General features: G+C 71.8%; 14 protein-coding genes. 5 read left to right on the top strand and 9 right to left on the bottom strand.

Translation table 11 applies throughout. The annotated features are described in order from the left end of the window. Positions 1 to 165: 165 nt before the first annotated feature. A complete protein-coding gene (locus tag KY5_RS23580) occupies positions 166 to 1,203 on the top strand; it encodes an alpha/beta hydrolase (RefSeq protein WP_098244123.1) in 1,038 nt (345 codons plus the stop codon). Positions 1,204 to 1,238: 35 nt separating this feature from the next. On the opposite strand, the gene KY5_RS23575 is transcribed toward KY5_RS23580, so the two are convergent. Continuing rightward, on the bottom strand, positions 1,239 to 2,093 hold the full coding sequence (locus KY5_RS23575; protein ID WP_098247432.1) for a menaquinone biosynthetic enzyme MqnA/MqnD family protein: 855 nt from the start codon (positions 2,091 to 2,093) through the stop codon (positions 1,239 to 1,241). A 373-nt stretch (positions 2,094 to 2,466) separates the two neighbouring features. Between KY5_RS23575 and KY5_RS23570 the strand changes: the two genes are divergently transcribed. Next, on the top strand, positions 2,467 to 2,670 hold the full coding sequence (locus tag KY5_RS23570; RefSeq protein WP_006138897.1) for a cold-shock protein: 204 nt from the start codon (positions 2,467 to 2,469) through the stop codon (positions 2,668 to 2,670). A gap of 194 nt (positions 2,671 to 2,864) precedes the next feature. Here KY5_RS23570 and KY5_RS23565 read toward each other — a convergent pair whose 3' ends face one another. The 6 genes from KY5_RS23565 to KY5_RS23540 are packed head-to-tail and all read right to left on the bottom strand — an operon-like array spanning position 2,865 to position 9,287. Then, positions 2,865 to 3,677, bottom strand: a complete 813-nt coding sequence (locus KY5_RS23565) for an ABC transporter ATP-binding protein (RefSeq protein ID WP_098244122.1) — start codon at positions 3,675 to 3,677, stop codon at positions 2,865 to 2,867. Next, on the bottom strand, positions 3,674 to 4,678 hold the full coding sequence (locus KY5_RS23560) for an ABC transporter ATP-binding protein (RefSeq protein ID WP_098244121.1): 1,005 nt from the start codon (positions 4,676 to 4,678) through the stop codon (positions 3,674 to 3,676). The genes KY5_RS23565 and KY5_RS23560 overlap by 4 nt, the downstream gene beginning before the upstream one ends. A 6-nt stretch (positions 4,679 to 4,684) precedes the next feature. Continuing rightward, the gene (locus KY5_RS23555) at positions 4,685 to 5,530 is read right to left on the bottom strand and encodes an ABC transporter permease (protein WP_098244120.1); all 846 of its coding nucleotides are present in this window, start codon (positions 5,528 to 5,530) and stop codon (positions 4,685 to 4,687) included. After that, positions 5,527 to 6,480: an ABC transporter permease gene (locus tag KY5_RS23550; protein WP_098247431.1), complete on the bottom strand. Its 954-nt coding sequence runs from the start codon at positions 6,478 to 6,480 to the stop codon at positions 5,527 to 5,529. Before KY5_RS23550 ends, KY5_RS23555 begins: the two co-directional genes overlap by 4 nt. 12 nt (positions 6,481 to 6,492) lie before the next feature. After that, positions 6,493 to 8,145, bottom strand: a complete 1,653-nt coding sequence (locus tag KY5_RS23545) for an ABC transporter substrate-binding protein (RefSeq protein ID WP_098244119.1) — start codon at positions 8,143 to 8,145, stop codon at positions 6,493 to 6,495. After that, positions 8,142 to 9,287 (bottom strand): C45 family autoproteolytic acyltransferase/hydolase, encoded by a 1,146-nt coding sequence (locus KY5_RS23540; protein WP_098244118.1) that lies wholly within the window; start codon positions 9,285 to 9,287, stop codon positions 8,142 to 8,144. The genes KY5_RS23545 and KY5_RS23540 overlap by 4 nt, the downstream gene beginning before the upstream one ends. A gap of 107 nt (positions 9,288 to 9,394) precedes the next feature. Here KY5_RS23540 and KY5_RS23535 point away from each other — a divergent pair, with 107 nt between their 5' ends. Further along, on the top strand, positions 9,395 to 10,288 hold the full coding sequence (locus KY5_RS23535) for a MurR/RpiR family transcriptional regulator (RefSeq protein ID WP_098244117.1): 894 nt from the start codon (positions 9,395 to 9,397) through the stop codon (positions 10,286 to 10,288). A gap of 428 nt (positions 10,289 to 10,716) precedes the next feature. On the opposite strand, the gene KY5_RS23530 is transcribed toward KY5_RS23535, so the two are convergent. After that, positions 10,717 to 11,259 (bottom strand): helix-turn-helix domain-containing protein, encoded by a 543-nt coding sequence (locus tag KY5_RS23530; protein ID WP_098247430.1) that lies wholly within the window; start codon positions 11,257 to 11,259, stop codon positions 10,717 to 10,719. 113 nt (positions 11,260 to 11,372) lie between these two features. Here KY5_RS23530 and KY5_RS23525 point away from each other — a divergent pair, with 113 nt between their 5' ends. Together KY5_RS23525 and KY5_RS23520 are read left to right on the top strand one after the other, a co-directional pair. After that, positions 11,373 to 12,176, top strand: coding sequence for an AzlC family ABC transporter permease (locus KY5_RS23525; protein WP_098244116.1), 804 nt, complete (start codon positions 11,373 to 11,375; stop codon positions 12,174 to 12,176). Beyond that, on the top strand, positions 12,173 to 12,487 hold the full coding sequence (locus KY5_RS23520) for an AzlD domain-containing protein (RefSeq protein ID WP_098244115.1): 315 nt from the start codon (positions 12,173 to 12,175) through the stop codon (positions 12,485 to 12,487). Before KY5_RS23525 ends, KY5_RS23520 begins: the two co-directional genes overlap by 4 nt. Here KY5_RS23520 and KY5_RS23515 read toward each other — a convergent pair. Beyond that, positions 12,453 to 14,288: an AMP-dependent synthetase/ligase gene (locus KY5_RS23515; protein ID WP_098244114.1), complete on the bottom strand. Its 1,836-nt coding sequence runs from the start codon at positions 14,286 to 14,288 to the stop codon at positions 12,453 to 12,455. The two genes, KY5_RS23520 and KY5_RS23515, sit on opposite strands and share 35 nt — an antisense overlap. Positions 14,289 to 14,304 lie beyond the last annotated feature (16 nt).

The raw sequence follows: 14,304 nt of genomic DNA, 5'->3' as shown, positions 1-14,304 counted from the left end.
TCGCGCGCCTTACCACTGCGGATCAGCGTAGTGCGGGCCCGGGCAATGAAAGGGGAAAGGAAGGGGCGCACCGGACCACCGAGGGAACGCGGGGACGCGCATTTACCTCTACAGGGGAGTAAATGCCCACATCATCACCTGCTCCGTCCCCGCCCCGAGGTCCCCATGAACCGCCGCCGCACGAACCGCCGCCGCCCCTCCCCCACCGCTCTCGCCGCGACCGCCGCGGCCCTGACCTCGGCGCTGCTCCTGTCGGCCTGCTCCTCCGACGAGGGCGCCCCCGTCACCTTCGACAGCCCGGCCTCGTCGTCCGACACCGCGCGCCAGGCGAAGGGCCCCGCGGCCGACAAGACGCGGCTGCCCACCGGGCCCCGGTCGCACTTCACGACCGAGAACACCCTGGAGGACGGCACGAAGATCGGGGTGACGACACTCAAGGGGAAGAAGTCCGGATTCACCGGCAAGGTATGGGTCTGGGCACCGAAGCAGTACTTCGACCCGAAGTACGCCCACAGCGGCTTCCCCGTTCTGATAGCCCTGCCCGGCGGCCCCGGCTACCCGAACAATTACTGGATGGGGACCGACCTCAAGCTGGAGAGCTCCATCGCCACGTGGTCGAAGCAAGGCAAGAGCCTGCCGTTCATCGTGGTGATGCCGGTACTCAATCCGGACGCAAAGAACTATTACGACGGCAGCGATATTCCGGGCCAGCCGAAAATGGGCACCTGGATGACGGACGACGTCCCCGATTTCGTCAAGGCCAATTTCCGTACCTTCAAGTCGCGGGACGGCTGGGCCTTCATGGGTTCCTCCTCCGGCGGCTTCGTCGGCCTGAAGTCGGTCCTGCAGCGCCCGGAGAAGTTCCGGGCCGTCATCGCGAGCGGCCCCGACACCGTCCCCGACTCCCCGCTCTGGGCCGGGCACGAGAAGGAGCGCCAGGCCAACAACCCGGAGAAGCTGGCCAGGCACCTCATCGACCGCAAGGGCCCCGAGGTCGACATCGCCTTCCAGATCGGCACCAAGGAGTCCGGGCAGGCGAACCTGCGCTCCTTCATGAAGGCGTACGGGAAGGGCCCCGTGAAGACGCGCCTCAACGTCATCCAGGGCGGCGGCCACAACGCGCGCAGCTACGTCCCCGCCATGGCCGACGGACCCATCCAGTGGATCAGCGAGCACATGCAGGGGCCGATCCCGAGCTCCTGAGCCCGATCGCCCGCGCCCGCTAGCTGCCCAGCCCGCTACCGGCCGAGCAGCTCCACCCGCACGTCCGCCGGGAAGCCCGTCGTGGGACCGACCCGGCGGGCGAACTCGGTGACGCCCTCCAGCTGCTCGCCGCCGAAGCGGAAGTCGAGCGTCGTGAAGTACCGCTCCAGGACACCGGCGTCGAAGGACTCCCAGCGCGCGGCCTGCTCGGCCACCTTGCCGACCTCCTCCAGGGAGAGGTCACGGGAGGACAGGAACGCCTTGTGCACCGCGCTCACCACCTCGGGCTCGCGCCGCGCGTAGTCGCGCCGGGCCGCCCAGACGGCGAAGACGAACGGCAGGCCCGTCCACTCCTTCCACATCGCGCCCAGGTCGTGGACGTCCAGGCCGAGCCTGGGGGCGTCGATCAGGTTCGCGCGCAGCGCCGCGTCACCGATGAGCACGGCGGCGTCCGCCTCCCGCATCATCAGGCCGAGGTCGGGCGGGCACGTGTAGTAGTCCGGGCGCACCCCGTGCCGCTCGGCGAGCAGGAGCTGGGCGAGGCGTACGGACGTACGAGAGGTCGAGCCGAGCGCGACCCGGGCGCCGTCCAGCTGGTCCAGCGGCACCTGCGAGACGATCACGCAGGACATCACGGGGCCGTCGCAGCCGACCGCGAGGTCGGGGAAGGCGACCAGGTCGTCGGCGTTCTTGAGGAACTCGACCAGCGTGACGGGGGCGATGTCGAGCTCGCCCCGCACCAGCTGCTCGCTGAGCTTCTCCGGGGTGTCCTTCGTCAGCTCGAAGTCGAGGAGCGTCCCGGTCCGCGCGAGGCCCCAGTACAGGGGCAGGCAGTTCAGGAACTGGATGTGGCCGACGCGCGGCCGAGGGGTGCGACGGGGACTGGGCAGCTGTTCGGCGCCTGCCCCCGCGAGGTCGTCCAGGGGAGAATTGTCCACATCGGCGAGGCTAGCCCCCACGCGGTACGGTGCGGGCGCCGGGCCCCTCGTGGGGCCTTCCGGGGCCGCTGTGCCAACCCTGCCGTGAGCGCTGTGTCAACCCTGCTGGGAGCCACATCAAACCTCCGGGTGACGTGATCTTGCCCCCTATTGCATTCGGCTGTCTGCGTGCTAAGCTCGCCGCAAGTTGCAGTTTGGTTTCCCTTGCAGTACAGAGCCTGCGGAGCATGTGACCCCGCGGGCTCTCGTCGTTTTCAGACTTATGCAGTTGTTTAAACAATCGCTGGTTCTGGAGCAGGGCAACCCTTTGGCCCAAGGAGGGCTTATGGCTACCGGAACCGTGAAGTGGTTCAACGCTGAAAAGGGCTTTGGCTTCATTGCCCAGGAAGGCGGCGGCCCGGACGTCTTCGTCCACTACTCCGCGATCAACGCGAACGGCTTCCGCTCCCTTGAGGAGAACCAGGCCGTTTCCTTCGACGTGACGCAGGGTCCGAAGGGCCCGCAGGCGGAGAACGTCACCCCGATGTAATCGGACGCTCCACGAAAGTGGAGCGTGTGATTCCTCCGGTGACTTGATCCGGACATGGATGCAGTACCCAAGGAGCCCTGCTCCTCCGCGTGAGCGGGGGAAGCGGGGCTCCTGCCTTTTTCTGGCCCCTGGGCCTTGGGCGCTGGCCCCTCTGGGCCTTGGGCGCTGGCCCCTCTGGGCCGGAGCCCTGGGGCTCAGGTGGGTAGGGCCGCTCTTGCGCGGGCCGCGTTCGCCGGGTCCCAGCCCTCGCCGGGGACCGAGGCCAGGAGGAGTTCCGTGTACGGGTCCTCGGGGGCGCTCAGGACCGCGTCCGTGGGGCCCTGCTCCACCACCCTGCCCCTGCGCATCACCAGGACCTCGTCCGTGACGTGCCGCACCACGGCCAGGTCGTGGCTGACGAAGACCAGGGCCACGCCCGTCTCCCCGCGGATCTCGTCGAGCAGCTTCAGGATCTGGGCCTGGATCGATACGTCCAGGGCGGCGACGGCCTCGTCCAGGACGAGTACCCGGGGGTCCACGGCCAGCGATCTCGCGATGGCGAGGCGCTGGCGTTGGCCGCCGGAGAGTTCCCTCGGGCGGGCGCCCGCCTCTCTGGTGCCCAGGCCCACCTGGTCGAGGAGGGCTTCGGCCCGGCTTTCGTCCTTGGCGTGCAGGCGCAGGGCCGTCCGTACGCACTGGCTGGCCGTGAGCCTCGGGTCCAGGGAGATGTAGGGGTCCTGGAAGACCATCTGGATCTCCCGGGCTCGGGCGAGACGGGCGGCCTTTCCTCTGGGCGTACGGGGTTCGCGTGGCGTGCCGTCGATGCTGATCGTGCCTCTGTCCGGGCGGACCAGGCCCACGAGCATTCTTGCCACGGTGGTCTTGCCCGAGCCTGATTCGCCGACGATTCCCAGGGAGCCGGCTCGGGGGACGGTGAAGGTCACCGCCTGCGCCGCGGTGTGGCGCTCCCCTCCGGGGAGGGGGTACGTCTTGGTGAGGTTCTCTGCCTTCAGCAGGTGCGTTGTCATGAGTGGCTTGCCTCCGTCGTAGCGGTGCTCGGCGACGGGGGTTGTGCCCACCCGTTCCGCCGGGCGGAACGCCTGCCCACAACGGGAGCGACGGCGCACTCGACCGTGCCGCCCTCGTGCAACTGTGTGCGGGCCGGGGTCCACGTCTCGCAGTTCTCCTCCGCCTCCCCGCACCTCGTCACGAACGGGCAGCCCGTGAACGTGTCCGAGAGGGATGGGGGGCGGCCCGGGATCGGGTGGAGGGGGTGGGTGGTACCCAGGGTCGGGGAGCAGGAGAGGAGGCCGCGGGTGTAGGGGTGGGCCGGGGTCGTGAACAGGGCCCGGGCCGAGCGTTCTTCGACCACTCGGCCCGCGTACATCACGTACACGCGGTCGCAGTACGCCGCCGCCAGGTGCAGGTCGTGGGTGATCAGGAGCAGGCCGAGGTCGCGGTCGGCGCGCAGGGTGCGCAGGAGGGCGAGGATCTCCGCCTGGGTCGTCACGTCCAGGGCGCTGGTCGCCTCGTCGGCGAGGAGCAAGCGGGGTTCGGCGGCCAGGGCGCCCGCGATGACGACGCGTTGCAGCATGCCGCCGGAGAGTTCGTGGGGGCGCTGGCGCAGGCGGCGTTCGGGGGACGAGAGGCCCACCGCTGCCAGGAGTTCGGCCGCGCGGGCCCGCGTCGCGCCGCGTTCGGTCAGGAAGTCGCCGATGCGGCGCACCGGGTTGAGGGCGGCGCGCGGGTCCTGGTGGACCATGGCGACGGGGCCCGCCCGGTGGGCACGGAGTCCTTCTCCGGTGAGGCTGAGGACGTCGGTGTCCTCGAAGCGGACCGCGCCGGTCGCCGTCGCGCCTGCGGGCAGCAGACCGATCGCGGCCTTCGCCGTGGTCGACTTGCCCGAGCCGGACTCGCCGACCAGGCCGACGACTTCGCCGGGGGCGACGTGGAGCGAGACCGAGTCGAGGACGGGGCGCGCGGCGCCGGGGACGCGGACGGTGAGGTCTTGGATGTCGAGCAGCGTCATGGCTTTTCACTGCCTCCCTAGCCGGTCGGCGGCCCAGACCCCGACCACGTTGAAGGACACGACGACGAGCGCGATGGCCGTGCCGGGCACCATCGCGGGCAGCAGGGCGCCCTGGACGACGGCGGCCTGGCCCTCCTGCACCATCAAGCCCCAGTCGGATGACGGGGGTTGGGCGCCGAAGCCGAGGTAGGAGAGCGTCGCGAGGGACATCAGGGCCTCGCCGAAGAGGACGACCAGGTAGCCGAGTACGGCGCGGGCCAGGTTCGGTACGACGTGGGCGGCGCAGATGCGGGCGCCGCCCATGCCGAGGACCCGGTAGGCGTCGACGTAGGGCTTGCGCGCCTCCGAAAGGGCCAGGGAGCGCGTGTACTTGGCGATGGTCGGGGTGAAGGCGAGGCCGAGCGCGAGGACGGACGTCGTCATGCCCGCGCCGAAGACGGCGATGATCAGGACGGTGAAGAGGAGGCCGGGGAAGGCGTACATCACGTCCGTGAGGCGGGAGACGAGGGCGTCGACCCAGCCGCCGCGCCAGGCGGCGAGCACGCCGAGCGTGACGCCGAGCGCGGCGGCGACCGCGAGCAGCAGGACCGGTGCGATCAGGCTGGTGCGGGCCCCGTACAGGGCGCGCGAGAGGAGGTCCTGCCCGGAGGAGTCGGTGCCGAGGAGGTGGTCGCCGCCCGTGCCGACCAGGGATGCGGACAGGTCGATGGCGTCAAGGGCGTAGGGCGCGAGGAGGGGTGCGAAGACCGCGGCGATGACCACGAGGGCGAGGAAGGTCCCGGCGACGATGACGCCGAGAGGGCGTCGGTGGCGTACGGCCACAGGGGCGAGCGCGACGGCGGGCGCGGTCATGACGTGGCTCCCTTCACGCGGGGGTCGAGGAGCGGATGGACGACGTCCACGAGCGTGGTCACCACGATGTAGCCGGTGACCATGAGGAGCAGGACGGCCTGGGCGACGGGGAAGTCGTGGGTGTTGATGGCGCCGACGAGCAGCGAGCCGATGCCGCTGATGCCGAAGGCGGTCTCGACGACGACGGTGCCCGCGAGCATGCCCGCGGTGACCAGGCCGCACATGGTGACGATCGGGCCGAGGGCGTTGCGCAGCACGTGGCGGCGGATGATGTCGCGCTCGGGGACGCCGGAGGCGCGGGCCGCCTCCACGTGGTCGGAGGCCGCCGCGTCGGCCATGGCCTGGCGGGTGACGCGGCTGATGATCGCGAGGGCGCCGAGCGCCAACGACAGGGCGGGCAGGGTCAGATGGTGCAGGGTGCCGGTGAATCCCTCGCCGCTGCCGGTGACGGGGAACCAGCCGAGCTGGACGCCGAAGAGCGAGACGAGCGCGATGGCGGCGACGAAGGACGGCACGGACGCGGCGAGGGTCGTGCCGCCGACCACCGCCGAGTCGACCCAGGTGGAGCGCTTGACGGCGGCCAGGACGCCCGCGCCGACGCCGAGGACGACGAACAGGACCGTGGCGTACGCGACGAGTTGGAGCGTGGTGGGGAAGCGGGCCGCGACCAGGTCGGACACCTGGTCGCTGTACTTGAAGGAGCGGCCCAGGTCGAAGTGGACGCAGTCCCACAGCCACCGTCCGTACTGGACGACGAGGGGTTCGTCGAGGTGGTACTGGGCGCGGACGGTGGCGAGCCGCTCGGGGGTCAGCTTGTCGCGGCCGCCCGCGAGGAACACCGCGGGGTCGCCGGGCGCCGCGTAGACGGCGGCGAAGATGACGAACGACGCGGCGAAGAGCGTGGCGAGCAGGCCGAGCAGGCGGCGGGACACCCGGGAGACGAGTGACATCACGTGGCTCACCTAGCCCTTCTTCAGGCCGAGTCGGGCGGCCCACGGGTAGTAGAGGTAGGACTGGGACGCGGGCGGGCCCGTCATGCGGTCGTCGATGACGAGGGCGGAGGGCACCTGGGCGAGCGGGATCCAGACGGCCGCGTCGGAGAAGCGGCGCTGCACGTCGAGGGTGAGATCGGCCCGGCGCTTGTCGTCGAGGGTGCCGAGCGCCCGGTGGACGAGCTTGTCGTACGCCTTGTCCTTAAAGCCGACCCAGTTGTTGGAGGAGTCGGAAAGGCCGTTGTCGTAGAAGCCCATGGGGTCGGCCTTGGAGATGTACCAGTCGCCGACCAGGACGTCGATGTCGGCGCGGGCGCCCGGGTCGCTGTAGAACTCCTCGAACTGGGCGGTGGGGACGGTCTTGATCTGCCCCTTGAGGCCGATGCGCTGGAGGGCGGCGCGGACCGCGTTGGCGACGACGGTGCGGCCCTGGCTGCTGTCGGTGCCGATGACGACGGGGTCGGTGGGGGCGCCCGCGGACTTCACCAGGCGCTTGGCCTCGGCGAGGTCGTCGGCGGTGGGCGAGGCGGGCGCCACGTCGTCCAACTCGCGCTGTGCGGCGGCGAATCGCTGCTTCTCGTAGCCCCAGGCGCCGGATCCGACGGGGGTGGCCCAGGGCTGGACGAGCCCGCCGAAGCCGGACCTCGCGATGCCGGTGCGGTCGATGGCGAGGGAGAGGGCGCGGCGGATCTGCGGGTCCTTGAGGCCGCCGCGGGCGGTCGGGATGAGGACGAGGGAGGCCGTGGAGGGGCCGTAGTACTGGTCGATGCCCTTGGCGCCGCGCAACGCGGAGGCGGTGTTGGGCGATTCCGCGTAGGCACCGTCGGCCGCGCCGGTCTTGAGCGCGTTGACCAGGGCGCTGTCGGACGCCCAGCGGAAGGTCACGCGGTCGGTGAGCGGCTTGGTTCCCCAGTACGTGTCGTACGCCTCGATGGTGAGGGAGTCGCCGGACTTCCAGCTCCCCAGGGTGTACGGCCCCGAGCAGGCGTCGTCCTGCCCCGGTGTGCCGAACTCCTTTCCAGCCGCGACGACTTGCTCCTTGTTCCAGACGATGCCCGCGTCGCCCGCAAGCGCCTTGGTGAACAGGGCGTCGGGGGCCTTGAAGCGGATGGTGATCTCGCGGGCGCCGGTCTTCTTCATGGAGCGGACGTTGCCGAACTCGTCGGCCTGTTCCATGTCGGGGTCGGCGTGCCGCTCCAGGCTCCACAGCACGTCGTCGGCGGTGAGCTCGGAGCCGTCGTGGAAGGTGACGCCGTCGCGCACGGTCAGGACGAGGGTCCTGTCGTCGGGCGTGCGGGCCTTCCCGGCAAGGAAGGGCTTGACCGTCATGTCGGGCTTGAGCTGGTAGAGCCGCTCGCAGACGTTGGTGAGGACGACGCGTCCCGCGCTGGAGCCCTGGGTGTCCAGGTCGAGCGAGTCGGGCTCGTCCTCCAGGAGCCAGTTGGCCTTGTCCTGGTGCCCCTTGGCGGCCGGGGTCTCGGCGGTCAGCTTCAGCTTCGCGGCGTCGGCGGGGGCGCCGCCGGTGGCGGCCGTGTCGGCGCCGCTGCACGAGGCGGTGGCGAGCAGGGCGGTGGCGGCGAGGCCCGCGGCGACCGCGTGCCGGCCGCGCTGGGACGTTCTCATGAGGGGTCTCCGTACGGTCCTTCGTAGAGGTTCCAGGGCAGGTGCTGGTAGTCGCGGTCGCACGGGGTGCCCGCGGTGACGTGGTAGTCGCCGCTGGTCAGGTCCACACAGGAGGAGACGAGCGTGGCCCAGTGCCGGACGGGTTCCTGGCGCGGGTCCGGGTGGGTGCAGAGCGACTCGGGGAGGCCGAGGTGGTCGGACATGGCCTGCTTGACGATCTTGCGGGACTCGTCGGGTCCGGTGGCGTCGCGCAGGGCCCGCAGCCCTTGTTCGGCGCGCGGGACGCGGACGAGGGAGTCGGACGACAGGGGGCGGTAGCCGTCGGCGAGGGCGGCGGGGATGCCCGCCTGGTAGTGGTTGCCGTGGACGAGGAGGCCGTCGGTCGGATACATCCAGCCGTGCCCCGCGGGCGTCGTCTCCAGGTCGATGGCGAAGCCCTCGCGGCAGGTGAGCAGGGCGTTGCTGGCGATGTGGGCGCGGGTGCGGCAGAGCACGTCGAGCGCGTCGGTGATGGTGGGCTGGTCCAGGACGCTGCGGCGTACGACGGTCTGCGGCAGGCCCACCGCGTCGCTGAAGCGGCCGCCGAGGCCGTTGGCGTTGAGCGCGATCCCGGCGGAGTTGGCGCCCTGGCGGCCGATCTGCCCGGCCTCGACCTGCATGATCAGGGTGGGCTTCGGGGGCTGCACGATCCGCAGCATGACGACGGTGTCGGCGACCCCGGCGCGCCAGTCCCAGTTCTGTCCCGCCCAGACGTGGCCGTCGCCGCTGGCCTCGCCGTAGGCGGCGAAGGAGGTGCAGCCCTCGGCGGGTTCCTCGTCCGCGGCCATGTCGGCGAAGGACTTGTCGTAGATGACCTCGCCGCGGGCGTTGAGCGCGAGGACGTCGAGGAGGGTCACCCCGGCCCCCTCGGCTATGCCCCGCATCTCGTCGACGAGGTCGGGAGCGTAGGCGCGGACGGGTTCCAGCCAGCGGGCGGCCCGCGTGGTGACGCGGTCCCAGGTCAGCCCCGCGGAGTGGCCGAACGCCTCCTCGTAGTAGCCGAGCGCGGAGTGGATCAGGGGGCGGACGGCCTCGCCGTACTGACGGCCGCGTTCGGTGGGGCCACCGGAGATCTCGATCACGGGGAGCGTGCGGGGTGCCATGGTTCTCCTAGCGACGGAGAGCCTGTAACGTCAATTACGAGAAACTCTCCTCTTGGAATGCGTTGCCCAGGAGAGTAACCGTCATCACACGAGAGTCAACAGCCGTAATGGAAATTTCAGAGAGCTCAGCGGGTGTGGACCGGCTGCGTGCGGCCGTGCGCGACCAGTGGGAGGCGCTCTCCGCCTCCGAGCGCGCGGTCGCCCAGTACCTGGCGAGCGCGCCGCCCGAGTCGCTGCTCTTCGCCAGCGCGCAGGAGCTCGGTGCGGCGAGCGGCACGAGCAACGCGACGGTCGTGCGCGCGCTCCAGCGCCTCGGCTATGCCGGACTCCCCGCCCTCAAGCGGGAGTTGGCGTCGGACTTCACCTCGGCGGTGGCGCCCGAGGTGCGCCTCAAGCAGCGCATCGCCCATGTCGGCAGGGACCTCGGCGACATCTGGGGCGACGTCTTCGACGAGGCGCAGGAGCGCATCGAGCACGCGCGGCGCCTCACGCCTGACGACGCGCTGCGGGACGCGGTGGGCGTGCTCGCGGAGGCCGCCGAGATCCACTGCTACGGGGTCGCGGCGTCCGAACTCGCCGCCCGGCACATGGCGCTGGCGCTGGGCAGGATCGGGCGACGCGCCCGGTACGTGGGCGCGACCGGGTTCGCGCTCGCCGACCATCTGCTCGGCATCCGGCAGGGTGACGCGGTGGTGGTCTTCCAGCCCGGGCGGGCGCTGGCGGAGATCTCCGTGCTGGTCGACCGGGCGCGGGCGGTGGGGGCGAGGGTTGTCCTGATGACGGACGAGCTGGCCGAGCTGTACGGGGGCCGGGTCGACGCGGTCCTCACCGCGCCGCATACGCCGACGGGGATCACTGCGGAGGCGCTGACGGCGTTGGTCGTCGCCGATGCGGTGTTGCTGGCGCTGACCACGCTGGATGAGGGGCGCGCCGTTGATACGTCGCATCAACTTACGGCTTTGCGCGAGCAGTTGCTGGCCTCTAGGCCCCGGAAGCCTTGATCCGGCCTCGTCGCCGTCCGCGGGCCGGCGGGGGCTGATCGCGCAGTTCCCCGCGCCCCTGACGCCCTGAACGGCTGCTCGCCGCTGCCCGCGCGCCTCAAAGATTGCGCAGTTCCCCGCGCCCCTAAAGCCCCCCCCCGGGCGCGGCGATTAAGGGGCGCGGGGAACTGGGCGTGGGGCTCGCGCGCTTCCAGGGGCGCAGGGGCGGCGCGGACCTCTTAGGGGCGCGGGGAACTGCGCGATCTTTAGGCCGGGACGGAGGGCTCGCGCGCTTCCAGAGGCGCAGGGGCGGCGCGGACCGCTCAGGGGCGCGGGGAACTGCGCGATCTTTAGGCCGGGACGGAGGGCTCGCGCGCTTCCAGGGACGTAGGGGCGGCGCGGGCAGCGCCCACCCACCCGCAGACGAACCTCCGCCCCCCAGCAAAGCCTCACACGTGTTGCATGACCAGGACGAACGTCGTCCCCGCCTCCAGCGCCTCATAGGCATGCGGCACATCCCCCCGGTAGGACATGTAGTCACCCGCCGCCAACTCCACCGCCTCCCCCCGCGGCCCCGCGAGCAACCGCCCCGTACTGATGATGACGTGCTCCACCGACCCGGGAATGTGAGGCTCGGACTCGCGGGCGGGGCCGGGCTCCAGCGCCCCGTGGTAGATGTCACGGCGCACCCCCGTCGGCCCCCCGGAGAGCAGCGTGCCCACGTACGAGGAGTTCTCGGCGCGCATCGAGGGCCCCTCACCCGCGCGGATCACCGTGACCGCGGGGGCCGGTGACTCCACGAGGACGCTGAAGGGGACGCCGAGCGCCACCGCGAGGGCCCAGAGCGTCTCGATGCCGGGGTTGCCGGTGGCCGCCTCCAGCTGGGACAGCGTGGACTTGGCGATGCCCGCCCGTTTGGCCAGCTCGGAGAGGGAGATGCCTGCCCTGGCCCGCTCGCGGCGCAGCGCGGCAGCGACCCACTCGCGGGGCATGCGGGACCCGTCGGTCGTCACGTCGTTCGCTCCTGTTTCTCCCCGTGCGTTCGCTGTAGGGGACCGATCGTTCGGCTTGACGAACACGCCCCGCTCCACCCATCCTACGACGCATGCGTTCGTCACACCGAACAGATGACCCGACACGACGAACGAACGGGGGTGAGTATCAAGGCGAGGGCGAGGGCGAGGGCGAGGAATCGTGCTCCGGTCTCGTTCACGTCTCCCACCTGCCCCCCGGCGTCCTGCGCGACATCGCGCTCGTCTGGCTCGCCGACGCCGTCGTCGGCGTCCCCTTCGGCGCCATCGCCGTCGCGGGCGGGCTTCCCGTCTGGGTCCCCGTCCTCATGTCGCTGCTCGTGTACGCGGGCTCCGCCCAGTTCAGCGCCGTCGGCATCCTCACCGCGGGCGGCGGCCCGGTGGCCGCCGCGGCGACAGGGCTGCTCCTCAACTCCCGTACGGCCGCGTTCAGTCTGGCCCTCGCCGACGACCTGGGCCGCTCCTGGACCGCGCGGCTCATCGGCGCGCACCTCATCACGGACGAGACGGCCGCGTTCGTGCTCGCCCAAAGCGGCGCCAGGCAGCGCAGGGCCGCCTTCTGGATATCCGGCATCGGCCTGTTCGCGGCGTGGAACCTCAGCGTGCTCGCGGGCGCGCTCGCCGGATCCGCGCTCGGCGACACGGACCGGTTCGGGCTCGACGCGGCGTTCCCCGCCGTGCTGCTCGCCCTGGTGCTTCCCGCGCTGCGCGCCGACAGCGCGGCGCGACGGGCGTCGGCGGCCGGTGCGGTGATCGCCGTCGTGGCGGCGCCGCTGCTGCCCGCGGGCGTTCCCGTGCTGCTCGCCCTGCTCGGTCTGCTCGCGGCGCGCCGCGACCCCCGACGCCCCCGTACCGCCACCTCCGGGAGTGCCTCGTGAACGCCACGCTCGCCTGCGTCCTCGCCCTCGCCGCGGGCACCTACGTCTTCCGCCTGGCCGGTCCCGTGCTGCACGGACGGGTCGAACTGCCCGCCCGCATGCAGGAGTTGCTGACCGTGGGCGCCACCGTCCTGCTCGTCGCGCTGCTCGCCACGGGCGCGTTCACCGAGGGGCAGGGGTTCGCCGGGTGGGCCAGGCCCGCCGGTGTGCTCGTCGGCGGGGTCCTCGCCTGGCGCAGGGCGCCGTTCGCGGTGGTCGTGGTGGGCGCGGCCGCGGCTACGGCGCTGCTGCGTCTGGCCGGGGTCCAGTAGCCGGGGCCGAGGCCGCGCCCCGCTCCCCGTACAAGCCCTCCACCACCTCCGCGTACCGCTCCGTCACCGCCTTCCTGCGCACCTTCAGGCTCGGTGTGAGCAGGCCGCCCTCCACCGTGAAGTCCTCGTCCAGTACGGCGAATCCGCGGATGCGGGCGGGGCGCGAGACGGCGGCGTTGGCGGTGTCCACGGCCTCCTGGACCAGGGCGCGCACCCGAGGGTCGCGGGACGGCGGACCGTCCCCGAGCCGCACGCCGGTCCGCGCGGCCCACCCGGCGACCTCCTCCGCGTCCAGCGTGATCAGCGCCACCGGATAGGGCCTGCGGTCCCCCACCATCACCGCGCGCGACACGAACCGCGAGTTCTGCAGGGCGAGTTCGCTCAGCGAAGGCGTGAGGTTCTTGCCCGCGGAGGTGATGATGAGGTCCTTCTTGCGCCCCGTGATGGTGAGGAAGCCGTCCGCGTCGAGTTCCCCCAGGTCACCCGTGTGCAGCCAGCCTTCGGCGTCGACGGCGTCGCGCGTCGCCGCCTCGTTGTGGTGGTAGCCGGGGAAGACCATGGCGCCCCTGGCGAGCACCTCCCCGTCGTCCGCGATCCGCAGCTCGACGCCGTCGAGGGGGCGGCCGACCGTCCCGTACCGCACCGCGCCCGGGTGGTTGAGGGTGAGCGCCCCGGCCGACTCCGTCATGCCGTACCCCTCGTAGACCGCGATGCCGCAGGCCCGCAGGAAGTCGACGGTGTCCGGGGCGATGGGCGCGCCACCGGTCAGCGCCCACCGGACGCGGCCGCCGAGCGCCTGCCTGACCAGGGCGTAGAGCGCCTTGTCGGCGGCCTCGTGGGCGTCCCTGAGCTCGGGCGGCAGGACGCCGTCGGCGGCCAGCACCCCGATGCGCACGGCCTCGTCGAACCGCTCGCGGCCGCCCTCCTCGGCCTCGGCGAGGGACAGCACGACGGACCGCACCTTCTCGAAGAGCCGTGGCACGGACGGCAGATGGGTGGGGCGCGCCTCGGCCAGCTCCGCGACGACGTTCTCGACGCGCCCGCCGTAGAACGTGAGCGCCCCGCCGTCGATGAGCGTGGTGAACTCGATGAGCTGGGCCAGGAGATGGGCCAGCGGCAGATAGAGGTACGTCGAGTCGCCGGGCCCCCCGTCGATCAGCGGCAGCGTGGCGCCCTGCACGGCGAGCAGGTTCCCGTGGGTGAGCAGGCACCCCTTGGGCAGGCCCGTGGTGCCCGAGGTGTAGATGATGGTGGCCAGGTCACCGGGGCGCCGCGCCGTGGCCCGCTCCAACAAGTCTTCCTCGGAGGCGAGTTCATCCGGCTCCTCGCCCATCAGGACCAGGTGCCGCAGCCCCGGCAGCCGGCCCCGCAGCTGCTCCACCTTCGCCGCCTGCGCGGCGTCCTCGCAGATCACCACCGTCGCGCCGGAGTCGGACAGGACCCAGGCGACCTCCTCGTCGCCCGCCGTCGGATAGACCGGGACGACGACCGCGCCCGCCGCCAGGACGCCGAAGTGCGTGCGGGTCCACTCCGGTCGGGTCTCGGCGAGGATCGCCACGCGGTCGTCGGGCCGCACGCCGAGCGCGATCAGGGCGCGGCCCACCCGGCGTACGGCGTCCCGCAGCCCGTCGTACGAGAGCTCGGACCACGCCGTGTCCTTCCCCGCCCCCTCTCCCGGCCCCTCGCGGCGGAAGCGCAGGGCGGGCAGCGCTCCGTGCCGGGCGGCCGCCCATTCGGCCAACAGGGCGAGGGTGGCGGGCAGTTCGGCCGGTGCCGGTGGGTCCTTCCGCGTCTGCTGCATGCGTACGACGCTAGGG

Origin of the sequence: Streptomyces formicae, assembly GCF_002556545.1 — a bacterium.
Taxonomy (GTDB): domain Bacteria; phylum Actinomycetota; class Actinomycetes; order Streptomycetales; family Streptomycetaceae; genus Streptomyces; species Streptomyces formicae_A.
The sequence above is the reverse complement of the archived record's forward strand: the minus strand, read 5'-3'. Positions and strand labels throughout refer to the sequence as shown.